Below are 25,674 nucleotides of genomic sequence, written 5' to 3'. Positions count from 1 at the left end.
GTGTGGCTTGTCTAAGGCCCACATCCATCCCGGAGGTTCTCCGTGGCCCACAGTAATGCCCGGCTGACGTTTCATGGCCGGCGGCTGATCGTTGCGCGTCACAGCCAAGGCTGGCGCCAGGCCCACATCGCTGCGGCGATGGGCGTGTCACGTAAGTGCGTCAAGACCTGGATCGACCGGTACACGGCCGAAGGTGAGGCGGGCCTGCATGATCGGTCCTCGCGGCCGCACACGACACCGGCACGCACGCCGGCCTCCGTCGAGCAACAGGTGATCGAGCTGCGCCGGGCGCAGCGGCAGGGCCAGGACAGGCTCGGCCCGGAACTGGGCCTGCCGGCGCGGACGGTGTCACGGATCCTGCGCCGTCACCACATGCCCTACCTTCGTGACTGCGACCCGATGACTGGCCGGCCCATCCGGGCCTCGAAGACCACTGCGCATCGCTACGAACGCGACCGGCCGGGCGAACTGGTGCACATGGACGTCAAGAAGATGGGCCGCATCCACGACGGCGGCGGGTGGAAGGCCAAGGGCCGTGAAAACGGCCAGACCGGCGCCCAGAAACGCACCCGGATCGGCTACGACTACATCCACTCACTCGTCGACGACCACTCCCGCTACGCCTACAGCGAGATCCTCGCCGATGAGAAAGGCCCGACCTGTGCAGGCTTCCTGCTGCGCGCCGCCCAGGCGTTCGCCGATGTCGGCATCACCCGCATCGAGCGGGTCATCACCGACAACCACATGAGCTACAAACGCTCCCACACCATGCGCGACGCCATCGCCACCCTCGGCGCCCGGCACCTGTTCATCAAACCCCACTGCCCCTGGCAGAACGGCAAAGTCGAACGCTACAACCGCACCCTGGCCGACGAATGGGCCTACCACCAGCCGTTCACCACCAACCAGCAACGGGCGGCAGCCCTTGCACCCTGGCTCAATTCCTACAACACTGACCGCCGCCACAGCGCACTCAAAGGACTGCCACCCATCAGCCGCCTGCTACCAACCTGACGGCCGGGTACATCTAGCGGCTGGCCTGGCTGGCGTCGAGGTACTGCTCAGCCGTCCCCGGGGCCCAGCCAGCCGTCCAGCATGGACGCGACCGCGCGCAGGAAGCCGGCGGAATCGGCCCGGCCCCAGGCCAGCACCAGGCGGTCGAAGTCGCCGGTCGCCGCGCGCAGCTCGTCGATCCGCTCGTAGGCCGCCAGCAGGTAACCGAACAGCTCGGCGGGGGAGAAGAGCCGGGGATGGGACGCGGCCACGAGCTCGTTCCAGCTGGCGATGACGATCCGGTGGATCGCCCACTCAGCCTCGCTGCGCAGCACCTGTGCTCGTTTCGCCGCCAGGTCGATCGTGGCGAGATTCCATGATCCGGTACCGCAGGAGGCATCCTCCCGTGGTGCCACACCGCCCCGGCGGAACTCGAACGGGAACACCGCGCAGACCAGCGGGCGTGAGTCGTACACCCCGCACCGCGCCCTCCCCGTCGGCATCGTCGCGAGGAAGACGCACGCCTCGTCCTCCCGCCGGTCGAGCACCATGGACAGCAGCGGCCCGTCGCCCGTCAGCCGGGCACCCTCGCCGCCCGGCAGCCCGTCGGCGACCTCCTCCACCCTGACCAGCACCACGAACTCCTCCGGTGCCAGCCCCGTCCGCCCGGCCAGCCGGACCAGGTCGAACCCGCTGACCGGCACCAGGTACTCCCGGCAGCACCGGCCCTCGCAACTCGCACAACCCCCGTACCCGGTCACCCGCCCTCCCGCCCGGCCAGCACCGAAGCGGCATCGAGCACGTACCGCCCGAGGTCGTGCAGCGTGAGCGGATCGCCGTCCGGCCAGCGCGCGGCGAAGTCGTTCCAGCCGGCCGCCACGGTCGCGTGGATCTCCAGGTCAGCCGGGCTCGCCTCCGTCGTGCAGACCGGCCGTACCGCCGACAGCGCGCAGTACGCGGAGCCGTGCCGGGTGACCAGGCGGAACGGGCAGGGCTCGGCGAGGGCCAGGACGTGGCGGGCGGGGCCGCTGCCGAGCGCGAAGGGCCCGGGTACGAGATGAGGGTCTTCGGCTGGGCGGAGTACCAGGAAATCCCAGGGTTCCAGGGCGGTGGCCCGGGCGATGAGCACGAGATCGACGGCGGTGACCGGCCTCATGGGATGGGATAGGCCGGCAGGCCAGCGGCGATGGCGGACTCCCAGGCCGCCTGCTCGGTGGCCTTCGTGCCGTGACCGGTGCCCTTCACCGGATGGTTGTCGTAGTGGTCCTGCGCCTCGGTGATCTTCGCTGCCGTGGCGGCGAACTTCGCGAACGGCGGAGTGCTCTTCAGGCTGTCGACCGCGGCCTTCAGCGCCTGCTTCATCTTCGGGGCCGAGCCGGTGCCCTTCGCGCCCTTGGCCACCGCCTTGATCGCGGTCTCGCCCTTCTCGGTCAGCACGTGCTGGATGTCGAAGTGGCCCTGCTCGTGCCGCAGCAGGTCACCGCTCTTCTTCGCCTTGCGCACGAAGGACCTGCTCCGGTCCATGTACGCCTTGAGATCCAGCGAGGACGCGACGATCTCGGCCTCGGCGTCCCAGGTCGCGCCGGTCTTCTTGGCCTTCGCCTTGTAGGACAGCCCGGTGTTGCCGGAAAACGTGCCCGCGTCGAACGGCACGCCAGCCGGCACCTTGCCCTTGAAGTCCTTCCAGGCCAGAGCGGGATGAGCGTCGTGATAGACCCGGTCACGCTGCACGACGGCGCCGCCGGGCGTGGCGTCGACGACCCGCTGGACAGCCGCGTTGCCGTACAGGTGCTGCAACGCACCGAGCAGCCGGGCCTGCCCGGCCGCGTCCAGGCTGGCCAGCCGCCGCGCCGCGTCGAGCCGCACGGGATCGGAACCCGCCAGCGCGCGACCCTGCTCTCCCGCCTGCGCCTGCGCCGGGCCAGCACTCAGCTTGGCCTTGGCTTTCCCCATGAACGCCTCCAGCCCTTCCTCCGCCCAGCTTGCGCCGTCAAGGGGCGGCCACCAAGTCCCTTCCGGGCAGCCGTACGGGCAGCGCCCAGCGGGAAAGCCTTGGCCACCGGCGTACCGGGGCTGGCAGGATGCCCTTTTCCGAACCGGGGCGGTGATCGTGGTGAGCGTGTGGGTGACGACGTTGTGGCGGCCGACGGGGCCACAGGAGCTGGCTCTCGTCGCCGAGTCCGGCTGGCGGCGCTGGCCCGCCAGGCTCCCGGACCAGCCGATCTTCTACCCGGTACTGACCGAGGACTACGCGATCCGCATCGCCCGCGAGTGGAACGTGCCCCACTCGGGCTCCGGCCACGTCACGAGGTTCTTCATGGACTCCGCGTTCCTCGCCAGGTACCCGGTACAGCAGGCCGGCGGCCGCGACATCCGTGAGCTGTGGGTACCGGCCGAGGACCTCGCCGAGTTCAACCGGCACATCGTCGGCCGCATCAGCCTGGTCCACACCTTCACGGCCTGACCCGGGTGAGGTACCGCCGCCGGGACGTTCCCCTATCCCGGCGGCGGTACCCGTCTCACCGGGCTACCAGCACCATGGTGGACAGCGTCCGCAACCCCGCCGGACATTCCCCGAGCCGCCGGGAAACAGCAAGGCCCGGAAGCCAGCGATGTGACTTCCGGGCCTTGTCGCCCTATGAGAATACTTCGATGTGGACGGTGAAACCGCGCATGGAGCACCGCCCTCCGGAGGCGGGAGCGCGGCGGCACGCAGGCTGGGCGGCTGGCGAAAGGCGGCGGACGCGAAGAAGCCCTGACCGCTTCATGCTGGTCAGAGCTTCTTGGTGTTTCCGGATGGTGCCCCCGGCAGGATTCGAACCTGCGCTCCCGCCTCCGGAGGGCGGTGCTCTATCCCCTGAGCTACGGGGGCGTGGCCCTTGCGGACCTCCGAAAGGTTAGCAGACTCCCCGGGCTAGCTCGAAGTCGAGGTCGACCCTCCCGAGCACGTGGCGCCCTTCTCTGGGCCTGCGGTCTTGCGGTAGCGCTGGATGAACAGCTCGATCCGCTTGTCCTCCGGCGAGTCGACCGCCAGCTGGTACCCCCACGCCTGCAGCGAGATCTTGGGCTTCTGGCCTGGGAACGGGCTCAGGAACGTGTACTCGGTGCCGCGTACCTTGCCAGCCAGCGTGCTCAGCCCGGAGCCGGACAGCTGGGCCGGGTCGTACGTGATCCAGATCGCACCGTGCTCGAGGCTGTGCACGGCCCGCTCGCTCGGGATCTTGGAGGTGTACACGTCTCCCATGCAGTTCTGCCAGACCGGGGCGTGGGTGCCGCCGACCGGCGGGGTCATCGGGTACGAGACGGGCTTGTCGGAGTGTTCCTGGCCGAGCGCGTCGGGCATGGTCTTGTGGTAGTCGACGACGGCGCTCAGGTCCGGCGGGGGCTCCTTGCTGAGGTACAGCCAGGTGCCGACCCCGGCGGCGGTGAGCAGCAGCGCGACGAAGCCGGCCACGAGCCCGACGATGAGGCCGGTCCGGCTCTTCTTCGGCGGGGGCAGCAGCGCGTAGCCGGGGTACGGGTATCCGTGCTGCTGGGCGTAGTCGGGCTGCGGGGGGAACGGGGGATACCCCGGCTGCTGCGGGTACCCGGGCTGGCCGGTGTATCCGGGGCCCGGCTGGTGCGGCGGATGCGGGTACGCCTGCGGGGCCGGTGCGCCTGAGACGTCCGGCACAGGGCTGTCCGGCACGACCCCGCCCGGGTACGCCGGGGCCGCGTGGGGATCCGATGCCGCGTAGGGGCCGGGGGCCGCGTACGGGTCTGGTGCCGGGTGCGGGGCTGGGCCGGGCTGGTAGGGGCCGGAAGGCGGCGGCATCGTCACGCCGGCAGCATATCGGCCCGGCGCACCGGACCGGCGTATCCACACACGAGGGCACGAACAGAACGACAGGACAGCGCTAGAGCACGGCAAGAAGCCGCCTGGCAGCCGTCCCCTCGCGGGGGCAGCAGCCGGGCGGCTCCTTGGTGACGTGCGGTGGTGCTGAGCTACTTAAGCGGCAAGCTTGGCGAAAGACGACGCGATGGCCGACTTGCGGTTGGCAGCCTGGTTCTTGTGGATGACGCCCTTGCTCGCAGCCTTGTCCAGCTTGCGGGTGGCGTCCTGCAGCAGCGCACCGGCGTTGTCAGTGTCGCCGGCCGCAACCGCCTCGCGGTACTTGCGGATGGCGGTCTTCAGGGAAGACTTGACCGCCTTGTTGCGCAGGCGGGCCTTCTCGTTCTGCCGGTTGCGCTTGATCTGGGACTTAATGTTCGCCACGCGACACAGCCTCGGTCTTGTGAGTCGGGTCATTTACCACGCGCACGCTGAATCCCGGGGGATAGGCACGCGCGAAAAGCCAGGTTACCAGCCGCCCCGGCCGCAAGCCAAAACGGGCCGGGTACTGCCACCTGCCTAAGGGAGACGCCAGCCTCTGCGCCGGGCCAGCCAGCGCAGTGCCGTCTCCCCGCTCCAGCGCTGGTGCTGCCGGAGCATCGGTGAGGCCGACGGTACCGGGGACTCGGCCGAGGCTGCCAGCCAGTAGCCGGAGATGGCTGCCAGGAGCGCGTCGAGCTGCTCGGGGGCTGCGTCGCGGGCGGAGGGCTGGGCCGCGAAGAGAGCTGAGGCGTCGTAGCCGTCCCCGGAGGCGGTCACGAGCAGCGTCGCGAGGTCGAACCAGCTCGCCGCGAGGCACGGCCAGTTCCAGTCGCAGAACCACGGCTGACCTGCCGAGTCGAGCACGACGTTGTCCTGGCGCAGGTCGGCGTGGGCGACGGCCGTGCCTGCGGTGGCGGCTGGCCAGGCGTCCTCCAGCCAGGCGAGCGGGACGACCAGGTCGCGGGGCAGCCACCGGGGCAGCTTCATCCGCAGGGAACCGGCCGCCTCGTGCCGCCACGCCGAGAACGCGGCCCCGGCGTCGGCCTCCGCTGTGAGCAGTCCCACGTCCAGGAGTGCCTGGGGCGGGCTGGCGAGGGCTGAGGCCACCTCGTCCCAGGCGCGCAGGGTCGCGTCCAGTTCCTCCCGGCGCCAGGGCTGGGCGGGCATCCGGGCGCCGGGCACCGCGTCGAACGCGAGGACCACCCAGCCGTCCAGTTCCAGGGACCAGTCGAGGCGCGGGACGGGTATCCCCGCAGGTAACCGGGGATTGATCAGGGCTTCCCGGCGGTAACTGCGGGAAATGATCTCCTGGTTTGAGGCTTTGATGAATTTTGTACCTGCCGCACCCGCCACCACCCCTGCGAAGCCCCGGGTGAACCCGCCACCAGCGGGCGGCCCGCTCGTCAGCGGCCCCCCGCTGAGCCGGGCGGCGACGGCGTCGCGCACTCCGGCAGGCAGGCTGTCCCAGCCCGGCCGGACGGCCGTCGAGTCGTAACTGACCGCGGAGCTGTGCATGGCCGACATGATCCCTCAGGTGTTGTGGGATCATCGGAGGCGGCCCATACCCTGCGGCCTGCCCCGCCAGACCCTAGGCCCGCCCGACGAAGGACTCAAGGACACCGGTGAAGCTCGACCCAGGCGCCACGGATCCCGGACACATCCGGAACTTCTGCATCATCGCGCACATCGACCACGGCAAGTCGACCCTGGCCGACCGGATGCTCCAGCTCACCGAGGTGGTCGACGCTCGCCAGATGCGGGCGCAGTACCTGGACCGGATGGACATCGAGCGCGAGCGCGGTATCACGATCAAGAGCCAGGCCGTCCGGATGCCGTGGACGATCCGCGAGGGCGAGAACGCCGGCTACCAGGCCGTCCTCAACATGATCGACACGCCGGGCCACGTGGACTTCACCTACGAGGTCTCGCGTTCGCTGGCCGCGTGTGAGGGCGCTGTCCTGCTGGTCGACGCGGCCCAGGGCATCGAGGCCCAGACGCTGGCCAACCTGTACCTGGCGCTGGAGAACGATCTCAAGATCATCCCGGTGCTGAACAAGATCGACCTGCCGGCCGCCCAGCCGGAGAAGTACGCCGAGGAGCTCGCGCACCTGATCGGCTGCGAGCCGGAGGACTGCCTGAAGGTCTCCGGTAAGACCGGTCTCGGTGTCCCGCACCTGCTCGACGAGATCGTCCGGCAGATGACCCCGCCCACGGGCGACGCCGCCGCCCCGGCCCGGGCCATGATCTTCGACTCGGTCTACGACGTGTACCGGGGCGTGGTCACCTACATCCGGGTCGTCGACGGCAAGATCGAGGCCCGCGACCGGATCAAGATGATGTCCACCGGCGCCGTGCACGAGCTGCTGGAGATCGGTGTCATCTCCCCGGAGCCGGTCAAGTCGAAGGCGCTCGGCGTCGGCGAGGTCGGGTACCTGATCACCGGCGTGAAGGACGTCCGCCAGTCCCGGGTCGGTGACACCGTCACGCTCAACACCAAGCCGGCCACCGAGCCGCTCGGCGGGTACAAGGACCCGAAGCCGATGGTCTTCTCCGGGCTGTACCCGCTGGACGGCTCCGACTACCCGGAGCTGCGCGAGGCGCTGGACAAGCTCAAGCTCAACGACGCCGCCCTGGTCTACGAGCCGGAGACCTCGGCCGCGCTCGGCTTCGGCTTCCGGTGCGGCTTCCTCGGCCTGCTCCACCTGGAGATCATCCAGGAGCGGCTGGAACGCGAGTTCGGCCTGGACCTGATCGCCACCGCCCCGAACGTGATCTACCGGGTGACCACCGACGACGGCGAGGAGGTGGTCGTCACCAACCCGAGTGAGTACCCGGTCGGCAAGGTCGCGTCGGTCTCCGAGCCGGTCGCCCGGGTGACCGTGCTCGCCCCGAACGACTACGTCGGCGCGATCATGGAGCTGTGCCAGGGCCGCCGTGGCGTCCTCCAGGGCATGGACTACCTGTCGGCCGACCGGGTGGAGCTGCGGTACACGCTGCCGCTCGGCGAGATCATCTTCGACTTCTTCGACCAGCTCAAGAGCCGGACGAAGGGTTACGCCTCGCTGGACTACGAGCCCTCCGGCGAGCAGGTCGCCGACCTGGTGAAGGTGGACATCCTCCTCCAGGGCGAGCCGGTCGACGCGTTCTCGGCGATCGTGCACAAGGACAAGGCCTACAACTACGGGGTCCAGATGACCTCGAAGCTGCAGAAGCTGATCCCCCGGCAGCAGTTCGAGGTGCCGATCCAGGCCGCGATCGGTTCCCGGGTGATCGCCCGCGAGAACATCCGCGCCATCCGCAAGGACGTGCTCGCCAAGTGCTACGGCGGCGACATCTCCCGGAAGCGGAAGCTGCTGGAGAAGCAGAAGGAAGGCAAGAAGCGGATGAAGATGGTGGGCCGGGTCGAGGTCCCGCAGGAGGCCTTCATCGCAGCGTTGAGTACCAATGAAGCTGGCGACAAGCCGGCTGGTAAAAAGTAGGGCATGCGATTACGCAGCCGGATTGCAGCAGGCGTGGCCGCCGTCGTGGCGGCCACGCTGTTTGTCATCACCCCGCCGGTCCACGCCGAGCCTGGTGAGGGCGGTACGAAGGGCCTGCGTGAGGCCCTGGAGACAGCGTCCAAGGGGTACCAGGACGCGAAGGTGAAGCTCGATGCCGCCAAGAAGCGGCAGGGCGAGCTCGCCGTGGAGATCACCGCCAGCAAGACCCGGGTCGACCAGCTCTCGCAGCAGGTCGGGCTGCTGGCCGCCACGCAGTACAAGGGCGGTGGCAACGGTTCGCTCAAGGCACTGCTGTCCAGCGACTCGATGTCGGCGTACCTGCAGGGTGCCGCGACGATGCGGTACATGAGCGAGCGGGACGCCAAGCAGGTCACCGACCTGAAGGGCGCCCAGCTCAAGCTCGACCAGCAGCGCAAGGAGCTCGACCTCGCGATCGCCGAGCAGGAGACCCAGCTCAAGGAGCTGGCGAAGCGGCGGGCCGACGCGCTCAAGGCGCTGGAGGCGGCCGGCGGTGGACAGCAGGCTTCCGGGCCGTCCGGGCCCCTGCCGAACAGCGCCAACCCCGCGCCGCGTAACCCGGACGGCAGCTGGCCGTCGGAGAGCTGCTCGGTGAAGGACCCGACCACCTCGGGCTGCCTGACCCCGCGCACGCTGCACGCTTTCAACCAGACCAAGAGCGCTGGTTTCACCAGGTTCGTCGCGTGTTACCGGTCCGGTGAGGACGGTGGCGAGCACCCGCGCGGCCGGGCCTGCGACTGGGCTGCGGCCGTCGGTGGCTTCGAGAACGTGGACGCCAGCGGCGGGGACCGCACCTACGGGAACAACCTGGCAGCCTGGTACGTGGCCAACGCCGACAAGCTCGCCGTGCTGTACGTCATCTGGTACCGGCAGATCTGGATGCCCGGTACCGGCTGGCGGTCCTACTCGGGCGGCGGCGGCCCGGCGGCCGCGCACACGAACCACGTGCACCTGTCGGTGCGGTAGGAACCTGTTCGGCCCCTGGATCCACTGTGTCCCTAGGGGCCGAAGAGCAGGTTGCCAGGGCGTGCGGGTTCGTCGCTGGTGTAGTAGTCGTGGAACGCCTCGGCGAGTTCGTCGAGGGCGAGTACACCGTCGCCGTTGGTGTCCAGACGCAGGGCTGCCGTGCGGGCCTGGGCAGGTGGTACGCCGAAGGCGCGCAGCATGCGGACGGCTTCGGTGTGGTTGAGGAGCCGGTCGCCGTCGGTGTCGGCCGCAGCAAGCACCGCGTCGATCGCGGGGTAGAGGTACCCATCGTAGGCGTCGGGGTCGCTGGCCAGGGCGAAGAGCGCGCGGTCGAAGGCAGGGCGGCCGATGCCGTTGTGGCCGTTCTGCCCGGCGGCCTGGCACAGGGCGATCCACCAGGCGGTGAACGACGCACGCAGGCGGTTGGCGACAGCCCCTTCGGGAGCGTGGCCGAAGGCGCTGGCGATGTGGTCGGCGACGGCGCGGTAGTCGGCCGCGGTGATCAGGTCGTCATCGTCGTGGTCGAACAGCTCGAAGTGACGGTGGAGTTTGGCGGACAGGAACGCCGAGGTGGGCCGGGGAGCCGGGCGGGCCGGGCCGTCGGGCGTGGCCCGCCGGGCGGCGCTGGAGGGGTGGGTGCCGGTCTGCTCGCTGTCGTTGTCGAGGTAGGCGCAGGCGCTGCGGTAGCCCTGCTCGACGCGGCGGGCGATCGTGGCGACCTGTTCCGCGACGCTGGTGCGCAGGCCGTGGTCTGGCGGTTCGAGGAGTTCCTCGCCAGTGGGCATCAGGTGTACGCGGATGCCGTCGGGGCGGGCGTGGATGACCTGTCCGAGCCGGTGGCGCCGGGCGACCTCGAAGATGACGTTGCCCAGCTGCCACGGCCACCGTGGCAGGCGCAGGGGCTGCTGGCGCTGTCGCAGCCGCAGGACGTAGATGTCCTGCGGCTGGTAGGCGGCGGCCCGGCCGATGGGGATGGTCTCCACGACGCCGCCGTCGACGTAGTGCTCGCCGCCAATCGGTACCGGTGGCCACAGGCCGGGGACGGCGCAGGAGGCCAGCAGGGCGGGGATCAGCGGCCCGGAGTCGAAGTATCGGGCGGTGGCCCGTTCGATGGAGGCCGCGCACGCCTGGTACGGCACAGCCAGGTCCTCGATGCGCGTGCCGGCTCCCAGGTACCGCTCCAGCAGCGTCCGCAGCCGGTCCTGCCGGGCCAGCGCCGCCCGCAGCCGCAGCACGCTGGCCGCCGCCTCCCGGGGGCGGATCCTCATCACCCCCGTCGTGACGCAGTCGGTCCAGAACGTCGCGAGCCGTGCGGCCACGGCCACCGTCGGGTCGGCGGCGAGGATGGCGCCCTGGATCGACCCGGCGGAGGTGCCGATCACCAGGTCGGGCCGGATGCCGCGCTCCAGGAGCGCCCGCAGCATCCCGGCCTGGTAGCCGCCGAGGTAGCCGCCGCCACCGAGCACGAACGCGACCTTCGGGGCGTCGGCGGTATGGCTCAGTTCCATGCGTGGTTCCCTGTCGTCTCGGCGCGGACGCTCCCGATCCACCTGTCAGCCGCCAGCCACCGCTCGCCCAGCCAGGCGGCGAAGGCCTCCGGGGCGCGGGGGATGTCCCGGCTGGGGATGTGCCACCAGGCGACGTGCACGATGCCGTCGGTGGTGATCGGGTAGTCGATCCGTCCCCATCCGGCCAGCAGGTCCTCCAGCCCGGTATGGGCGAGGATCACGATGTCGGCGTGCGGGGCGTGCGCGGCGGTGAATCGCACGCCGCCGGGGTGCGGGTGCAGGGTGTGGCGCATCCGCGTGGCCTGGCCGGCGAGCTGGGTGTGGCCGTCGGCGCCGAGTGCGGCGATGAGCCGTCTCCGGCGGGCTGCGGAGTAGTTGGCGCCCTCGGGGAAGATCACGATGGCGTCGGAGGGCTCGGCGGTGCTGGCGAGGCGTTTGAGGTGCAGGAGGGCGGCGACCTTACCGGTCTGCCGGCCGAAGTCGAAGAACGCGACCCTGCTGGCCCGGTAGAGCCTGCGCGTCCCGGGCGTGAGCGCCGCCGACCGCTTGGCGATGGTGTGGGGTGTGCGTCCGAGCTGGGAGGCGACCAGGTGCAGGACCAGAGGGCTGTTGAACACCCCGGCGTGGCGGGCCAGGACGATGACAGGCCGGTCGCCCAGCTCCGGTGGATGGGCGCACGACAGGCGCAAGCCAGCCAGCGCCAGCCCTGATCCGTAGAAGCGGCCGAGTACCCGGCGCAGCAGCGCCCCTGTTCCCTGCGCGGGGCCGCGGCGCAGGGCGAGCAGCGCCGGGATCTCCACAGTGGCCAGGTAGGCCCCGGCCAGCAGGGTGAGGCGGACCTGGGCGCGCAGTGCCGCCGGTAAACCCGGTAACAGCAGGAGGAGGCGGGCGGTCAGCAGCAGGGGCGCCGCGGTCAGCAGGACCAGCGACCAGCCCGCCACCGCCGCGACCGCGACCACGGTCGGCCAGGCCGTGCTCGCGGGGGTGGCGGGCCGGGTCACCTCAGTCGCCATCGTGGCGGAAGTACGCTGCCGCGCCCGGACACGCCACCACCTGCGCGGCATAGGTCAGGCCGGCGCCGAAGCCCAGGAGGAGCACCGGCTGGCCGGCCCGTACGCGGTCCTGGTCGATCAGCCGCGCCAGCGCCAGCGGAATGGAGGCCGCAGAGGTGTTCCCGCTGTCGGTGACGTCGTCGGCGACGGCCGCGTCGCCGAGGCCGAGTTCGCCGGCCAGCGCCCGCACGATGCGCAGGTTCGCCTGGTGGGGCACGAACGCGGCCAGTTCGCCGGGGGCGATGCCCGCCTCGGCGCAGGCCTTTCTGGCGTGCGCGGCCAGTTCGGTGACGGCCCACCGGTACACGGAGGGGCCCTGCATCCGCAGCGGCGACCGCCGGTCGGGGACGGCGATCAGGCTGGCCCGGCTGCCGTCGCTGCCCCACACCACCGGTCCGACGCCGGCGTACCCGGCGGCGCGGACGATCACGGCCCCGGCCCCGTCAGCGAACAGCGGCGCGGTCGCCTCGTCGGCTGGATCCACCCAGTCGGTCATCCGTTCCGCGCCCACCACGAGCACGGTGCGGCAGGTCCCCGCCCGCACGAGCCCGTCAGCCAGCGCCAGGGAGTAGACGAACCCGGAGCAGGCGGCGTTGACGTCGAACGCCGGCACTGTCAGCCCCAGCTCGGCAGCCACCCGGGCTGCGGCGTTCGGAAGACCCGAGGGCAGCGCGAGCACGTCGCCACAGCTATCGCGTCGACCTCGCCAGCGGCCACCTCTCCGGCCAGCAACGCCGCCCGGGCGGCATCCCTGGCCATCTCGACGAGACCCTCGGCCGGCCCGGCGTGCCGGCGGGCAATGATTCCGGTGCGGTCACGCACCCATTCGTCGCTCACCCGATCAGCGACCAGCAGTTCGGCGTTTGTCACCCTCCGCTGGGGCCGGTAAGCGCCCACAGCCACCAGCGTCGAACCCACGCCCACCATGACACCCCCGGTAACAGCGCAATACTCACATTCGAGAATATTGCACGTTTTGACCGGAATTTCTGGAGGAGTTCCCCGACACCCCGGCGCGACCCGGGACGCGCGCGGCCTGGGTCTCCCTAGCTGTTCTTCCGGGCCGCCTCGATGACGCTGGCCAGCAGGCCGGGGAAGAGCTCGTCGAGGTCGTGGCCGCGCAGGCAGGACATCTTGGCTGTGCCCTTGTAGTGCTGGCGGATCACGCCGGCCTCGCGGAGGACCCGGAAGTGGTGCGTGGTCGTCGACTTGGTCACCGGCAGCTCGATCGAGCTGCACGCCACCTCCTCGGACGCCTTCGCCAGGTCGCAGACGATCTGGAGCCGCACGGGGTCGGCCAGGGCGTGCAGCACCTGGTCCAGCCTGATCTCGCTGGTTTCCGGGTGGGGGAGTGTGCGGTCCATGTTGCGATGGTACGACATCCGTAGTAGTTTCATGGATGTCGTACTACGAAGATCCTCGTACTAATGGACCTTGGGAGATCCTGCCGTGCTGTTCGAGCCCTTCACCCTCCGCGAAGTCACCATCCCGAACCGGGTCTGGCTGTCCCCGATGTGCATGTACTCCGCCACTGACGGCGTGCCCGACGACTTCCACTTCGCCCACTACGCCGCCCGCGCGCTCGGCGGAGCCGGCCTCGTCATGACCGAGGCGACCGGCGTCAGCCCCGAGGGCCGGATCAGCCCCTCCGACCTCGGCCTCTGGAACGCTGACCAGCAGCGCGGCCACGCCAGGATCGCGGAGTTCGTGTCCTCGCGCGGCGCTGTGCCCGCCGTGCAGATCGGGCACGCCGGCCGCAAAGCCTCCACGGCCGAGCTGTGGCGGGGCGGCCACGTCCTGACCCCGGGTGACGGCGGCTGGCCCGTTCTCAGCCCGGCGAACCTCGACCGGGAGGGCATCGACCGGATCGTGCGGGCCTTCGCCGACGCGGCGCGCCGGGCGGCCGACGCCGGGTACCAGGTGCTGGAGATCCACGGTGCGCACGGGTACCTGATCCACGAGTTCCTCTCTCCGCTGGTCAACGGACGCACAGACGAGTTCGGCGGCTCCTTCGAGAACCGGGCGCGGTTCGGGCTGAGCGTCGTCGAGGCAGTCCGTGCGGCCTGGCCGGCCGGTCAGCCGCTCTTCTACCGGACATCCGCGACCGACTGGATCGACGGCGGCTGGTCCATTGAGGACACCGTGCGGCTCGCCCCGCTGCTCAGGGAGCGCGGGGTGGACCTGATCGACGTGTCCAGCGGCGGCATCGCGCAGGCGAGCATCCCGGTCGGCCCCGGCTACCAGGTACCGCTCGCGGCCCGGATCCGCGAGGCCGGTGGCGGGCCGGTCGCGTCCGTCGGGCTGATCACCGAGCCGAAGCAGGCCGAGGACATCCTGGCGACCGGGCAGGCCGACGCGGTCTTCCTCGGCCGGGAACTCCTCCGCGACCCGCACTGGCCGCTGCGGGCCGCCCGGGAGCTGGGCGTGCCGGTCAGCTGGCCGAGGCAGTACGAGCGGGCGGCGTAGCGGAGGGGCGACGCTCGGAACTCTAGGGGTAGACCACCTCGCAGCGGACGTGGACCGGCGTCGCGGACTCCAGCGCGTACCTGAGGGGTTCGCGGAGTTCCGGGTCGGGCAGGGTGACGGTGATCCGGACCCAGGGCTGTCCGGCCGGCTCACTGGGCGGTTCCGGTTCCGTTCCGCTGTCGGTGATCTCGGCTGTCCCGCCGTAGAGCGCGACGATGCCGTGCAGGCCGGCGACCGTGCCGCGCCGGCGGTGCAGCTGGATCGCCCCGGCGATGGCGTGCCGGAGGCGGCTGCCGTCGGGTACGGCGGAGAAGGCCGCCAGCCACGGCAGGAGCGGGACGGGCGCACCCAGCGGATCGAGCAGTGAGCCCGTGACCATGTCCCACAGGGGCGCCAGCAGCTCGTCCACAGTGTCGGCGAGCAGCCCTGCGGCCGGATCGGCGACCACGGTGTCCGGCATCTCGAACCGGACCGAGCCCGGCTGCGCGGAACTCACGTCGCCACCGTGACGGCGAGCTCGCGGGCGAGCAGGAGGGTCCGGTCGGACAACTCGATCGCCGTGACCTCCTCGTCCTTGTCGCCGGTGTTGGGGTCAGCGGTGTAGAGCACGAGTTCGTCCACTGTGTCCACTCCGTCCACGTGGTGGAGAACCCCGTACAGCTCGCCGGCGCGCAGGGTCCGGCCGAGCGGCCAGCCCTGCTTGGCCGGGCCGCCGGTGATCGGGCTGAGGTACGTGTGCAGGGCTCGGAGCGCGTCCTGCTGGACCCGGGCGGGGCTCGTACCGCGCCGGGCCGTGAGGCCCACCGTCATGCCCACTCCGGTGTAGTACGGCGCCTCCACCACGACCCGGGTGCCGACCAGGCGGCGCTCGCCGAGATACGTGGCGATGGCCTCGATGGTCTCCGGGAGCGGCGCGAGGTCGCCGAAGCCGAGTTCGCCCAGCTCGCCGGGTGCCGGGGCCGGGACGATCAGGACGCGGACGGTGCCCTGCTCGTCGGCGACGCAGTGCACCCTGGCCAGTTCCGGCGCGGCCTTCCTGGCCAGGTACTCGAAGTCCGCGGCTGTCACGGCCCGGTCTCCGGCCTGGAGCTCCAGCGGCGCGCGCTGCCACAGCGCGTCGATCGTCTCGGCGTCCCGGCCGTCGCTGGCGGCGTCCTGGCCGTGCAGGGTCAGGCCGTCGATGACGGAACGCAGGGCGCCGGCCGGGACGTTGCCTGCGGCACCGCCACCGGACCAGTAGTCGCGCACGCGGAGGAGGGCTCCGGCGAGCGGGATCGCGCCGTACTGCCTGGTCGTCCCGTCCGGCTCACTGACCTGCGGTCCGAAGAACACCTCTCCGGTACCTGGATCGAGCACCGCGTGCATGTCATCCGCCGTACTCCCGGCGAAGGAGCCGGCCAGCGCCCACTCCTCCCACTCCCCGCCCGGTATCCGCGCCTCGACCACCGGCCAGCGGTCCCCCTCCACGACCGGGGCGTGCCGGAGCCGGAACCGCTGGCCGGGCTCCCCGGTGCTGGTACCCAGGGGCTCGTCAGCGACCAGCCGCGCGTGCCACGCTCCGATCCGCGCGCCGGCCGTCGCGGCGGTGACCCGGCCGAACGTGATCGGGTAGCGGTACCCGGCATCGTCCTCGTCCATGTCCACGACGGCCCGGATCCACGCGCCGTGCGTGCCGTCGACGGTGACCGTCTTGAAGTCGTGCAGCAGCCACAGCGTCAGCAGGCCCGGACGGGTCAGCCCGCCGGTGCCGTCCTCGATCACCGTGCACTCGTACCACTGGCTGCCGTCCCAGTACTCCCAGAACAGTGGCGGGTCGTCCGGGTCGACACCGGTACCGGGGAAGGTCAGCTCGAAGGAGAGCTCGACGACGCAGCCGGGCGCTGGCTGGTCGAGCCGGAAGTACGCCGCGGAGTTCTGGTTGTTGCCGAGGCTGAGCGGGCAGTGGGCGAGGCTCACCGGTACGAGAGTGAAATCGATCGGTGTCGTGAATCCGACCGTGCCGTCCTCCGTGGCCGCGACCACTCCGCGCGGCATCGTGACCGGCGAGGTGAGCAGGCCAGGCGGGCGGAATTCCAGCAGCAGGCTCGCGGCCCGCGCCGGTGCCGGTCGCAGGCCGGCCAGCGCCAGCATCGGGCCCCTGAGCTGCTCGGGAAGGCTGCTCATCCGGTAGAGGAGCTGGTCGGCGACGAACGCGGCACCCAGCAGGACCTCCCGGGCACTGTCGTCCAGCGGGCCCTTGCGGGTGGCGATCCGCACCGCGTCGTCGAACAGTTCCTGGAACCGCCGGGTATCGACCGACGCCCTTGGATTGGCCATGCGGGATAGCATCCCATCTCAGGCCACGACTGTCCGAGCTGGAGGGTGCGGGATGACGCTGGAGATCGCGGTAGTGCCGGGCACGGTTGCCTTCGACGCCGACGATCCGGCCTGGCTGGCCCAGGTCGAGATGCTGGTCCGTGAGCTCCAGGAGTCCGAGGTGGACGGGGTCGGCCAGCGGGCGACGGCCTCGCCCGGCGAGAAGAGCGCCGTGATCGAGATCCTGGTCGCGCTCGGCAGCTCCGGTGCGGTCACGGCGGCCCTGGCCGCGTTCTCCGCCTGGCTCGGCCGGGACAAGCGGCGCGAGCTGAACGTCGTCGTCGACGGCGTCCGGCACACCGTGGACGGCACCGCTCTCAGCGACCGCACCCTGCGCGAGGTGATGCTCAAGTCCCTGGAGACCAAGAGGCTCGATGGCTGATCGGGTACACAAGGCGCTGCTCGTCGCCAACTGGGAGTTCCCGGAGGACGAGGCCGGGGTGCTCACCGAGCTCAAGGGCGCGCGGCACGACGGTGAGCTGCTCCGGGCGGTGCTGTCCGATCCGGGTACCGGCCTGCACGCTGCCGGCGACATCAGGCTCGTCGCCAACGTCGGCAAGCAGGCCGTCCTCACCGCGCTGGAACAGTTCTTCGCCCGCTCCACGAAGAACGAACAGCTTCTCCTGTACTACAGCGGGCACGGCTTCACCGACCTCTTCGGCCGCCTGTACCTGTGCGCCCGCGACACGAACACCACCTCACTGCGCGCGACCGGGATCTCGGCCCGCGACATCAGCGAGCTGATGGACGACTCGCCGGCCGTGGCGAAGATCGTGCTGCTCGACTGCTGCTACTCGGGCGGGTTCAAGGGCGGCCCGGACACCCCGGGTGAGCTCGGCGGCAAGGGCCGCTTCGTCCTCACCAGCTCCCTGAGCGGACAGCGCACCCCCGACGCGAAGGACGGCGGGGCGCCCAGCCCGTTCACGGGTTACCTCGCGGAGGCGCTGCGCGGCGAGTGCCGGGCGTCCGGCGGGTACGTCTCCGCCGATGACCTCTACGAGCACGTCAACATGCGGATGGCGGCCGCTGGCCTGTCGACGCCGCAGCGCATCCTCAAGGGCACGATCGCCGATCTGGTACTGGCCCGGGTCCCCAGCGTCCCCTCCGAGCCGCCACCTCCGCCCCCGCCCCTGCCTCCGTCTCCGAAGGCTGTGATCCGTGAGGAGGACGTGCTCGCCGGGTACCTCCGTGCCCACGACGCCGAGGGGCGCGGGGAGACCGAGGCGGCCATCGCCGGGTACCGGCAGGTCGCGGCGGCCCGGCGCGGCGACTGGAGCACACTTGCCGCACTGCGCGCCGCCCGCATGGCGAAGGACACCTCGCTGTTCGAGCAGGTGATCGCCGCTGAACATCCGGAGTGGAGCCCCCTCGCGGCGTACGAGCTGGGAAAGATGCTCCAGGCCACCGATCCGGCCGGGGCCGACGCGGCCAGCGTCCGGGCCGCCGAGTTCGGCCACCCCCTGTACTCGCCGGGCGCCGCCCAGCACGCGATCCTGGGCCGGGTGCAGCGGAAGCGGCCCGTCGAGGAGATCCGCCAGCTCCTCCAGCACGCCGCAGGCATCCGCAAGTCCGAGGCGGCGGCACACGCCACGCTCGGTGTGATGCTCATGGACTCCGGCCAGCTGGACGAGGCCCGCGTGGCGCTGCGCAGAGCCGCCGGCTCCGGCGACGAGCAGGTCGCGCCGTACGCGGCCCAGCGGCTGGCCGAGCTGTACCGCATGAAGGGCTGCCTGACCGCCGCGGACGAACTCGGCCGGGACCTCTAAGTCAGATCCCTGATCACCGCGTCGGCGAGCAGCCGCCCCCGTAGGGTCAGGACCGCCCGGTCGCCGTCGAGCACGAGCAGCCCGTCCTCGGCAGCCCGGCTGGCGGCTGTCCGGCCGGCGTCGTCCAGGTAGGACAGTGGCAGGCCCTCGGCGAGCCGGAGCCGGAGCATGATCTCCTCGATCCGGCGGTCCTCGTCGCCGAGTACCTCACGGCCGGCCGCCGGGAACTGGCCGGCGGCGAGGGCCGAGGCGTAGGCGCTGGGATGCTTCACGTTCCACCAGCGGACCCCGGCGACGTGGCTGTGCGCGCCCGGGCCGAAGCCCCACCAGTCGCCGCCCCGCCAGTACAGCAGGTTGTGCTGGCACTCGCCGCCGGGCAGCGCCCAGTTCGACACCTCGTAGTTGGCGAGGCCGGCGCCTTCCAGGGTGGAGGTCGCGGCCAGGTACCGGTCGGCGGCCACGTCGTCGTCCGGGTACGGCAGCTCGCCCCGGCGCATCCTCGCGGCCATCCGGGTGCCGTCCTCGACGATCAGCGCGTAGGCGCTCACGTGGTCGACTCCGGCCTCCAGCACGGCGGCCAGTGAGCGCTCGAAGTCCTCGGCCGTCTCGCCGGGCGTACCGTAGATCAGATCCAGGTTGACGTGCTCGAAGCCGGCGGCCCGGGCCTCGGCCGCAGCCGCGACGGCGCGACCGGCGGTGTGCCTGCGGTCGAGCACGGCGAGGACGTGCGCGGCTGCCGACTGCATGCCGAGCGAGATCCGGGTGAAGCCGGCCGCGCGGAGCTCGGCGAGATAGGCGGGGGTGACCGTCTCCGGGTTCGCCTCGGTGGTGATCTCCGCGCCGGGCGCGAAGCCCCACGTCTTCTCGATGCCCGCGATGATCCGGCCGAGCTCGGCCGCCGGGAGCAGGGTCGGCGTGCCGCCGCCGACGAAGATCGTCGACACGGCAGGCGGGTCGACAGCCCGGCTCGCCAGCGCCAGCTCCTCCAGCACCTGGTCGGCGTAGCCGGCCGAGGTCACGCCCTCGCTGGGCGTGTAGGTGTTGAAGTCGCAGTAGCCACAACGGGACGCGCAGAACGGGACGTGCACATACACCCCGAAACCGCGCTCACCGGCCTTCCGTGGCGGGACGCCGGACAGCGGACCGTCGGCGGGGACGGGCTCTCCGGAGGGCAGGGCACCTGGCATGCCGTCTAGTGTGCCCTGCATGGCCGAAGAACTTGTCCGGTACTCCGCCGAGCAGGGCGTGGCGACCCTCACGCTCGACAGCCCGGCGAACCGCAACGCGCTGTCCACCGCCCTGATCAGCGACTTCATCGCCGCGATCGACCGCGCGGAAGCCGACGACTCCGTCCGGGCGCTCCTGCTCGACCACACCGGCCCGGTCTTCTGCTCAGGCGCCGACCTCAAGGAGACGGCAGCCGCCCGCGAGGCCGGCCAGGTACCGGCGGCGGCCCTCGTCGAGCTGCTCGCCCGCCTGGTCGAGTGCCCGAAGCCGGTCGTCGCGCGGGTGAACGGCCCGGCGCGGGCCGGCGGGCTGGGGCTGATCGCCGCCGCCGACATCGCGGTGTGCTCGGCGTCGGCCACGTTCGCCTTCACCGAGGTACGGCTCGGCGTCGTCCCGGCCGTCATCTCCGCGACCGTCCTGCCCCGGCTCACGTCCCGCGCGGCGGCCGAGCTGTACCTGACCGGCGCGGTCTTCGACGGCGAGCGGGCGGCCGGGATCGGGCTGGTCACGGCGGCAGTGTCCGATGTGGACGCCACCGTGCGGGGGTACCTCGACGCGCTCGTCCTCGGCGCGCCCGGCGCGCTCGCGGGAGCCAAGGCACTCCTGCGCCGCCCGGTCCGCGAGGAACTCGACCGCCTCGCCACCCTGTCCGCCAGCTACTTTCTGTCACCCGAAGGGCGGGAGGGTGTTCAGGCTTTCGCTGAGAAGCGCGCCCCTTCGTGGGTGCCGGAAGGGCGCTGGCCGAAGTAGGGTGGGTTGCCATGCGGCTCCGGACGTTACTCATTGTGCTGGCGGCCTGCCTGCTCCTGCTGTGTGCCGGCGGGTACGTGGTCGCCCGCTACCTCGGCGGGAAGCTGGCGGACATGCCGCTGGCCAAGCAGTCCTGCACGGTCACAGCCGACGGTGTGGTCACTCTGGACGCCGAGCAGCTCGGTAACGCCGCCACGATCGCCGCGGTGGGCATCCGCCGCCAGCTCCCCGAGCGCGCGGTCGTGGTGGCACTCGCCACCGCGTACCAGGAGTCGAAGATCCGTAACCTGTCCGGCGGGGACCGTGACTCGGTCGGGCTGTTCCAGCAGCGGCCCAGCCAGGGCTGGGGCACGGTCGAGCAGATCAGCGACCAGCGCTACGCGGCAGGCAAGTTCTACGACAAGCTCGTGAAGATCCCCGGCTGGGAGAAGATGCGGGTCACCGACGCGGCCCAGGCCGTGCAGATCAGCGCGCACCCCGAGCTGTACCAGCAGTGGGCCGACGAGTCCGAGATCCTCGCCAGGGCGCTCCAGGGCACGGCCGTCCAGGCCGTCACCTGCACCCTCGGCAGCAACCCGGCGACACGCGGGGCGGAGGCGGCCAAGGCCCTCGACACGTCCGTCCAGCTCGACTGGGGCACGTCGGGCACGGTGGAGGGCGGGGCGTTCAGCCTGCCGGCGGTGAGCAACCAGGTCGGCTGGCGCTACGCGCACTGGCTGGTGGCCCGCGCGGAGGAACACGGGGTGCGCTCGGTGCGCTTCGCCGGCCTGGAGTGGACGGCCAAGTCGGGCGGCTGGTCACGCACCACAGCGGCAACAGGCGACCGGGTAACAGCAGAGGTCTACGCATGAAGCTCCTGACCTTGATCTTGACCTAGCGCGAGGTGACCCGCTGAGGGCGGATCTGGCAAGCATCGCGAAGGCCCGCATACCGGTGTTGTATGCGGGCCTTCGCGATGCGCAGTCCAGATTCGTCCTCAGCGGTTCGGCACTACCTCTACTTGACCATGCGATAGGTGCCGGGATAGCGGAAGAACTCGCCGCGGTTGGCTGCCAGCCCCGCGATCACCGAAGCCGTCACCGAGGCGATCACCGGCACGAAGGCCAGCAGGAAGAACACGATGAACCCACGGCCCTCCGTCACGGCGGCCAGCCCGCAGGACAGCACGCCGGCCACGAAGAACCACGCGAACGTGTACCCGATCATGCACAGGTGGAAGTTCAGCGCCTCGGCGGCGTTGGCCTTCACCCAGGGGGAACGCTGGCCCTTCAGCAGGTACATCAGCAGCGGGCCGATGATGCCGATCGCCCCGAGGAAGTGGGTCAGGGCCGCGTCGCTCGCCTCGGCCCTGCTCGGCCCGGGGCCGGCGTAGACCGGATCGCTGGGATCACCCGGTCCGCCGTACCCGTAGCCGGTGGCCGGCCGGGCCGGCGGCCGGAAGCTGCCACGCGGGGGCGGCGGCGGGCCCGGCGGGGTCCACGGCGGGCCGGTGACGGGGCGGTCGGGGTCGTAGTCAGCCACGGGCCCAGGGTATGGCAGCGGTACCAGGTGCAGACAGTCCCTGTGCCCCTGAGAAACCCCGGAGAAGCCGGCGGGTACAGAGAAACGGGTACAGAGAAAAAAGCCGATCTTGCAGTCCGGGCCCGCCGGGGTGCTTCCCATGCCCTGGCGTGCTTTCCTGCAAGATCGGTGCGTGCGACCCGAAAAAGGCCCTGGCTGGGCCGGGTCCTACTTGATCAGGCCCAGGTTGAACGGGTACTTGTACAGCAGCCCGTCGTTGGCCTTGATCCCAGCCATGACGCCGAACACCACGGCGACGGCCGTGACGGCGAGGCCGACCAGCGACAGCGCGAGCGAGACCAGGGCCATGCCGAGCCCGCCGAAGCCCGCGCAGTAGTAGAGGACGCCGACGACGAACGTCGCGGCGCTGAGGGGTGCCTGGAAGTTGAGGGCGGCAAGGGAGTGTGCCTGGATGGCTGGGGACTCCTTGCCCTTCGCGAGGAATGCGATCAGCGGGGCGACGAAACCGAAGACCCCGCAGGAGACCAGTGCCCCGGCTGCCCCGCCGAAGTGGGCGATGAGCGCCCAGGTCTTGTCGTCGGAGGTGGCGTATCCGGGCGGTGGGAGCTGCGTCATGGCGCACACCGTAGTTGCGTAGATCACTAATGTCCGTCACCTGACAGCAAGCTGACAGCGGAACTCCCGTTCTGCTTGCCCTCGGTCGTAGACTGGCACTCACGACGTGGGAGTGCCAGGGGAGGTGACACGGTGCCGATGGACGAACGCAAGCTCGACGTGCTGCGCGCCATCGTCGAGGACTATGTCGCCACCCAGGAGCCCGTGGGCAGTAAGGCACTCGTCGACCGGCACAATCTCCGTGTCTCCTCAGCCACCGTGCGCAACGACATGGCGGTGCTGGAGGAGGAGGGGTACATCCGCCAGCCGCACACCAGCGCTGGGCGGATCCCGACCGACAAGGGCTACCGGCTCTTCGTCGACAAGCTCAGCCGGATCAAGCCGCTGTCGCCTGCCGAGAAGCGAGCCATCCAGCGGTTCCTGGAGGGCTCGCTCGACCTCGACGACGTGGTGCACCGCGCCGTCCGGCTGCTGGCCCAGCTGACCCGCCAGGTCGCCGTCGTGCAGTACCCGTCGCTGACCCGCAGCACCGTCCGCCACCTCGAGCTGATCTCGGTGAGCACGACCCGGCTGCTGGTCGTCATGATCACGGATACCGGCCGGGTCGAGCAGCGGCTGTGCGAGCTGCCCGGGCCGTATGACGAGGAGTCCGTCCTCACCCTCCGCCGCCTGATCAACGAGAAGCTGACCGGCAAGCGGCTCGCCGACACCCCCAGCCTGGTCGCAGCGCTGGTCGACGAGGTGCGCTACGACCTGCGCCCCGCGATGACCAGCCTGTCCACGGTCCTGATGGAGTCGCTGGCCGAGCGGAACGAGGAGCGGCTGGCCCTGGCGGGCACGGTCAACCTGACCCGCAGCGCGCTGGACTTCCACGGCTCGCTGATGCCGATCCTGGAAGCGATCGAGGAGGAGGTCGTCCTGCTCAAGCTGATCGGGGAGACCGGCACCTCCGGGAGCATGGTCCGGGTCCTGATCGGCGACGAGCACGAGTTCGCCGACCTGCGCACCACCTCGGTGATCTCCACCGGCTACGGGCCGGGCCAGACAGCCGTCGGCGGGATGGGCGTGCTCGGCCCGACCCGCATGGACTATCCGAGCACGATGGCCGCCGTCCGCGCGGTGGCCCGCTATGTCGGCGAGATCCTCGCCCAGAACTCCCCACACTGAGTTAGGACGACAGTGGCCAAGGACTACTACGCGATTCTCGGCGTGAGCCGTGACGCGAGCCCAGACGAGCTGAAGAAGGCGTACCGGAAGCTGGCCCGCCAGTACCACCCGGACGTCAACCCGGCTCCGGAGGCTCAGGAGCAGTTCAAGGACATCAGCGCAGCCTACGAGGTCCTCTCCGACCCGCAGAAGCGGCAGATGGTCGACCTGGGCGGCGACCCGTTGTCGCCGAACAGCGGTGGCATGCCGCCGGGCGGGAGCCCGTTCGTCGGGTTCCAGGACATCATGGACGCCTTCTTCGGCAACTCGACCAGCCGTGGCCCCCGGTCGCGGGTCAGGGCCGGCGCCGACGCTGTGCTCCGGCTCGACCTCGACCTGACCGAGACGGCGTTCGGCGTCGAGGCGCCGATCACGGTGGACACGGCCGTGGTCTGCGGGACGTGTGAGGGCGAGGGCACGGCCGCCGGGACGCACCCGGTGACCTGTGACATGTGCCAGGGCCGTGGCGAGGTACAGAGCGTCCAGCGGACCTTCCTCGGCCAGGTGGTCACTGCCCGGCCGTGCGCGGCCTGCCAGGGTTTCGGCACCGTGATCCCCAGCCCGTGCGCGACGTGCGCCGGCGACGGCCGGGTCCGGTCCCGCCGCAGCCTGACCGTGAAGATCCCGGCCGGCGTCGAGGACGGCATGCGGATCCGGCTGTCCGGCCAGGGTGAGGTCGGCCCGGGTGGCGGCCCGGCCGGCGACCTGTACGTCGAGATCCACGAGCGGCGGCACGAGGTGTTCACCCGCAAGGGCGACGACCTGCACTGCACCGTGTCCGTGCCGATGACGGCCGCGGCCCTCGGTACCCAGATCACGATCAAGACGCTCGACGGCGAGGAGCCGGTGGAGATCCGGCCGGGCACCCAGCCGGGTACCGAGGTCCGGATCAAGGGCAAGGGTGTCACCCACCTGCGGAACATCGGCACCGGCGGCACCAGGGGCGACATCCGCATCCATCTCGACGTGAAGACCCCGACCAAGCTGGACGCCGAGTCCGAGCGGCTGCTCCGCGAGTTCGCCAAGGCGCGGGGCGAGGAGATCGTCGAGGTCTCCAAGCAGGCCGGCGGGTTCTTCTCGCGGGTCAAGGACGCGCTCAAATAAACTTCATCGGTCCCCAGCTCAGCCGGGTTCCCGGCTGAGCTGGATCTCTTGTGGAGGCGTGCCGTGAGTCTTCCTCTCTTCCTCTGCGCGTCGGTACCGGCGGCCGGCCAGGTCTTCCGGCTCGACGGCCCCGAGGGCAAGCACGCCGCCGACGTGCAGCGCCTGCGGGCCGGCGAGCGGCTGCTGCTCGGCGACGGCCAGGGTGCGCGCGCGGTGTGCGTGGTCATCGCGGCCCACAAGGGCGCGCTGGATCTCCGCGTCGAGCAGTACGACACCGAGCCGGCCCCCAGCCCCCGCCTGATCGTCGTCCAGGGCCTGCCGAAGGGCGACCGGGCCGAGCTGGCGGTGCAGGCGATGACCGAGGTCGGCGTCGACGAGATCATCCCGTGGCACGCGGCGCGCGCGATCACCCACTGGAAGGGCGAGCGCGGCGCGAAGTCCCTGGAGAAGTGGCGTGCCGTGGCCCGCGAGGCCGGCAAGCAGTCCCGCCGGATGTGGTTCCCGGTCGTCTCCGGCCTGCACGCCACCGCGCAGATCGCCCCGACCTTCGTCCTCCACGAGGAGGCCGACGTTCCACTGTCGACGGTTCCGCTGCCGGCCGGTGACCTGACCATCGTGGTCGGCCCGGAGGGTGGCATCGACCCGGCTGAGGTTCTCGCCTTCGCCGACAAGGGTGCCATCCCGGTCCGCCTGGGCCCCACGGTCCTGCGCACCTCGACGGCTGGCGTCGCGGCCCTCTCGATCCTCTCCGCCCGCCTCCGCCGCTGGTAGGCC

At 71.0% G+C, this 25,674-nt stretch carries 26 protein-coding genes, 1 tRNA gene and 1 pseudogene; 12 read left to right on the top strand and 16 right to left on the bottom strand.

The features are described 5' to 3' along the window. The first annotated feature begins 42 nt into the window (after window positions 1-42). Entirely contained in the window at window positions 43-1,014 is a 972-nt protein-coding gene (locus A3G1_RS0109890; RefSeq protein ID WP_026211986.1) for an IS481 family transposase, read from the top strand. A gap of 47 nt (window positions 1,015-1,061) precedes the next feature. Here A3G1_RS0109890 and A3G1_RS38360 read toward each other — a convergent pair whose 3' ends face one another. The 3 genes from A3G1_RS38360 to A3G1_RS0109875 are packed head-to-tail and all read right to left on the bottom strand — an operon-like array spanning window position 1,062 to window position 2,946. Beyond that, window positions 1,062-1,754: a YkgJ family cysteine cluster protein gene (locus A3G1_RS38360; RefSeq protein WP_157641033.1), complete on the bottom strand. Its 693-nt coding sequence runs from the start codon at window positions 1,752-1,754 to the stop codon at window positions 1,062-1,064. Continuing rightward, complete coding sequence (locus tag A3G1_RS0109880; RefSeq protein WP_018349313.1) at window positions 1,751-2,149, bottom strand: hypothetical protein; 399 nt, start codon at window positions 2,147-2,149, stop codon at window positions 1,751-1,753. The genes A3G1_RS38360 and A3G1_RS0109880 overlap by 4 nt, the downstream gene beginning before the upstream one ends. After that, entirely contained in the window at window positions 2,146-2,946 is an 801-nt protein-coding gene (locus tag A3G1_RS0109875; protein WP_018349312.1) for a hypothetical protein, read from the bottom strand. Before A3G1_RS0109875 ends, A3G1_RS0109880 begins: the two co-directional genes overlap by 4 nt. A 151-nt stretch (window positions 2,947-3,097) precedes the next feature. On the opposite strand from A3G1_RS0109875, the gene A3G1_RS0109870 reads away from it, so the two are divergent. After that, window positions 3,098-3,457 carry a hypothetical protein gene (locus A3G1_RS0109870; RefSeq protein ID WP_018349311.1) on the top strand — a complete coding sequence of 120 codons (360 nt, stop codon included), beginning with the start codon at window positions 3,098-3,100 and terminating at the stop codon, window positions 3,455-3,457. Between the two features lie 333 nt (window positions 3,458-3,790). Here the strand turns inward: A3G1_RS0109870 and A3G1_RS0109865 are convergent. The 4 genes from A3G1_RS0109865 to A3G1_RS0109850 all read right to left on the bottom strand — a co-directional run bounded on the left by A3G1_RS0109865 (window position 3,791) and on the right by A3G1_RS0109850 (window position 6,361). Next, a tRNA-Arg gene (locus A3G1_RS0109865) sits at window positions 3,791-3,865 on the bottom strand. A gap of 42 nt (window positions 3,866-3,907) precedes the next feature. After that, entirely contained in the window at window positions 3,908-4,807 is a 900-nt protein-coding gene (locus A3G1_RS38355) for a thioredoxin-like domain-containing protein (RefSeq protein ID WP_245563470.1), read from the bottom strand. A gap of 174 nt (window positions 4,808-4,981) precedes the next feature. Further along, window positions 4,982-5,248: a 30S ribosomal protein S20 gene (rpsT, locus tag A3G1_RS0109855; RefSeq protein WP_018349310.1), complete on the bottom strand. Its 267-nt coding sequence runs from the start codon at window positions 5,246-5,248 to the stop codon at window positions 4,982-4,984. 135 nt (window positions 5,249-5,383) lie between these two features. Further along, window positions 5,384-6,361, bottom strand: a complete 978-nt coding sequence (locus tag A3G1_RS0109850) for an aminoglycoside phosphotransferase family protein (RefSeq protein WP_018349309.1) — start codon at window positions 6,359-6,361, stop codon at window positions 5,384-5,386. Between the two features lie 107 nt (window positions 6,362-6,468). Here A3G1_RS0109850 and lepA point away from each other — a divergent pair, with 107 nt between their 5' ends. Continuing rightward, on the top strand, window positions 6,469-8,325 hold the full coding sequence (gene lepA / locus A3G1_RS0109845) for a translation elongation factor 4 (protein WP_018349308.1): 1,857 nt from the start codon (window positions 6,469-6,471) through the stop codon (window positions 8,323-8,325). A 3-nt stretch (window positions 8,326-8,328) separates the two neighbouring features. Next, window positions 8,329-9,330, top strand: a complete 1,002-nt coding sequence (locus tag A3G1_RS0109840; protein WP_026211984.1) for a coiled-coil domain-containing protein — start codon at window positions 8,329-8,331, stop codon at window positions 9,328-9,330. Window positions 9,331-9,362: 32 nt separating this feature from the next. Here A3G1_RS0109840 and A3G1_RS38350 read toward each other — a convergent pair whose 3' ends face one another. The 4 genes and pseudogenes from A3G1_RS38350 to A3G1_RS0109815 form a co-directional block, all read right to left on the bottom strand. After that, complete coding sequence (locus A3G1_RS38350; protein WP_018349306.1) at window positions 9,363-10,838, bottom strand: patatin-like phospholipase family protein; 1,476 nt, start codon at window positions 10,836-10,838, stop codon at window positions 9,363-9,365. Continuing rightward, complete coding sequence (locus A3G1_RS0109830) at window positions 10,829-11,851, bottom strand: 1-acyl-sn-glycerol-3-phosphate acyltransferase (protein WP_018349305.1); 1,023 nt, start codon at window positions 11,849-11,851, stop codon at window positions 10,829-10,831. The genes A3G1_RS38350 and A3G1_RS0109830 overlap by 10 nt, the downstream gene beginning before the upstream one ends. Continuing rightward, window positions 11,841-12,817, bottom strand: a pseudogene (locus A3G1_RS0109825) (beta-ketoacyl-ACP synthase 3). The gene A3G1_RS0109830 and the pseudogene A3G1_RS0109825 overlap by 11 nt, the downstream one beginning before the upstream one ends. A 119-nt stretch (window positions 12,818-12,936) precedes the next feature. Then, window positions 12,937-13,254, bottom strand: coding sequence for an ArsR/SmtB family transcription factor (locus A3G1_RS0109815; protein WP_245563468.1), 318 nt, complete (start codon window positions 13,252-13,254; stop codon window positions 12,937-12,939). An 85-nt stretch (window positions 13,255-13,339) separates the two neighbouring features. On the opposite strand from A3G1_RS0109815, the gene A3G1_RS0109810 reads away from it, so the two are divergent. Beyond that, window positions 13,340-14,356: an NADH:flavin oxidoreductase/NADH oxidase gene (locus A3G1_RS0109810; protein WP_018349302.1), complete on the top strand. Its 1,017-nt coding sequence runs from the start codon at window positions 13,340-13,342 to the stop codon at window positions 14,354-14,356. A gap of 22 nt (window positions 14,357-14,378) precedes the next feature. On the opposite strand, the gene A3G1_RS38345 is transcribed toward A3G1_RS0109810, so the two are convergent. Both A3G1_RS38345 and A3G1_RS34065 read right to left on the bottom strand, forming a co-directional pair. Continuing rightward, the gene (locus A3G1_RS38345; RefSeq protein WP_018349301.1) at window positions 14,379-14,852 is read right to left on the bottom strand and encodes a phage tail protein; all 474 of its coding nucleotides are present in this window, start codon (window positions 14,850-14,852) and stop codon (window positions 14,379-14,381) included. Next, window positions 14,849-16,672 carry a putative baseplate assembly protein gene (locus tag A3G1_RS34065; RefSeq protein WP_018349300.1) on the bottom strand — a complete coding sequence of 608 codons (1,824 nt, stop codon included), beginning with the start codon at window positions 16,670-16,672 and terminating at the stop codon, window positions 14,849-14,851. Before A3G1_RS34065 ends, A3G1_RS38345 begins: the two co-directional genes overlap by 4 nt. 52 nt (window positions 16,673-16,724) lie before the next feature. On the opposite strand from A3G1_RS34065, the gene A3G1_RS34060 reads away from it, so the two are divergent. Together A3G1_RS34060 and A3G1_RS0109790 are read left to right on the top strand one after the other, a co-directional pair. Next, on the top strand, window positions 16,725-17,093 hold the full coding sequence (locus tag A3G1_RS34060; RefSeq protein WP_018349299.1) for an effector-associated constant component EACC1: 369 nt from the start codon (window positions 16,725-16,727) through the stop codon (window positions 17,091-17,093). Continuing rightward, window positions 17,086-18,477, top strand: coding sequence for a caspase family protein (locus tag A3G1_RS0109790; protein ID WP_018349298.1), 1,392 nt, complete (start codon window positions 17,086-17,088; stop codon window positions 18,475-18,477). Before A3G1_RS34060 ends, A3G1_RS0109790 begins: the two co-directional genes overlap by 8 nt. Here the strand turns inward: A3G1_RS0109790 and hemW are convergent. Further along, window positions 18,474-19,664 carry a radical SAM family heme chaperone HemW gene (gene hemW, locus A3G1_RS0109785; protein ID WP_018349297.1) on the bottom strand — a complete coding sequence of 397 codons (1,191 nt, stop codon included), beginning with the start codon at window positions 19,662-19,664 and terminating at the stop codon, window positions 18,474-18,476. The two genes, A3G1_RS0109790 and hemW, sit on opposite strands and share 4 nt — an antisense overlap. Before the next feature lie 19 nt (window positions 19,665-19,683). On the opposite strand from hemW, the gene A3G1_RS0109780 reads away from it, so the two are divergent. Both A3G1_RS0109780 and A3G1_RS0109775 read left to right on the top strand, forming a co-directional pair. Then, complete coding sequence (locus A3G1_RS0109780) at window positions 19,684-20,454, top strand: enoyl-CoA hydratase family protein (RefSeq protein ID WP_018349296.1); 771 nt, start codon at window positions 19,684-19,686, stop codon at window positions 20,452-20,454. A gap of 11 nt (window positions 20,455-20,465) precedes the next feature. Beyond that, window positions 20,466-21,305: a hypothetical protein gene (locus tag A3G1_RS0109775; RefSeq protein ID WP_018349295.1), complete on the top strand. Its 840-nt coding sequence runs from the start codon at window positions 20,466-20,468 to the stop codon at window positions 21,303-21,305. A gap of 145 nt (window positions 21,306-21,450) precedes the next feature. Here the strand turns inward: A3G1_RS0109775 and A3G1_RS0109770 are convergent, their stop codons facing one another. Together A3G1_RS0109770 and A3G1_RS0109765 are read right to left on the bottom strand one after the other, a co-directional pair. Next, window positions 21,451-21,975 (bottom strand): DUF4870 domain-containing protein, encoded by a 525-nt coding sequence (locus A3G1_RS0109770; protein WP_018349294.1) that lies wholly within the window; start codon window positions 21,973-21,975, stop codon window positions 21,451-21,453. Window positions 21,976-22,182: 207 nt separating this feature from the next. Then, window positions 22,183-22,590 (bottom strand): DUF4870 domain-containing protein, encoded by a 408-nt coding sequence (locus tag A3G1_RS0109765; protein ID WP_018349293.1) that lies wholly within the window; start codon window positions 22,588-22,590, stop codon window positions 22,183-22,185. A 132-nt stretch (window positions 22,591-22,722) separates the two neighbouring features. Between A3G1_RS0109765 and hrcA the strand changes: the two genes are divergently transcribed. The 3 genes from hrcA (at window position 22,723) to A3G1_RS0109750 (ending at window position 25,671) form a co-directional block, all read left to right on the top strand. Further along, window positions 22,723-23,757 (top strand): heat-inducible transcriptional repressor HrcA, encoded by a 1,035-nt coding sequence (gene hrcA / locus A3G1_RS0109760; protein WP_026211982.1) that lies wholly within the window; start codon window positions 22,723-22,725, stop codon window positions 23,755-23,757. 12 nt (window positions 23,758-23,769) lie between these two features. Then, window positions 23,770-24,900 carry a molecular chaperone DnaJ gene (gene dnaJ, locus A3G1_RS0109755; RefSeq protein ID WP_018349291.1) on the top strand — a complete coding sequence of 377 codons (1,131 nt, stop codon included), beginning with the start codon at window positions 23,770-23,772 and terminating at the stop codon, window positions 24,898-24,900. A gap of 63 nt (window positions 24,901-24,963) precedes the next feature. Then, a complete protein-coding gene (locus A3G1_RS0109750; protein ID WP_018349290.1) occupies window positions 24,964-25,671 on the top strand; it encodes a 16S rRNA (uracil(1498)-N(3))-methyltransferase in 708 nt (235 codons plus the stop codon). Window positions 25,672-25,674: the final 3 nt, after the last annotated feature.

This window comes from Longispora albida DSM 44784, from assembly GCF_000379825.1.
Taxonomy (GTDB): Bacteria; Actinomycetota; Actinomycetes; order Mycobacteriales; family Micromonosporaceae; genus Longispora; species Longispora albida.
The sequence above is the reverse complement of the archived record's forward strand: the minus strand, read 5'-3'. Positions and strand labels throughout refer to the sequence as shown.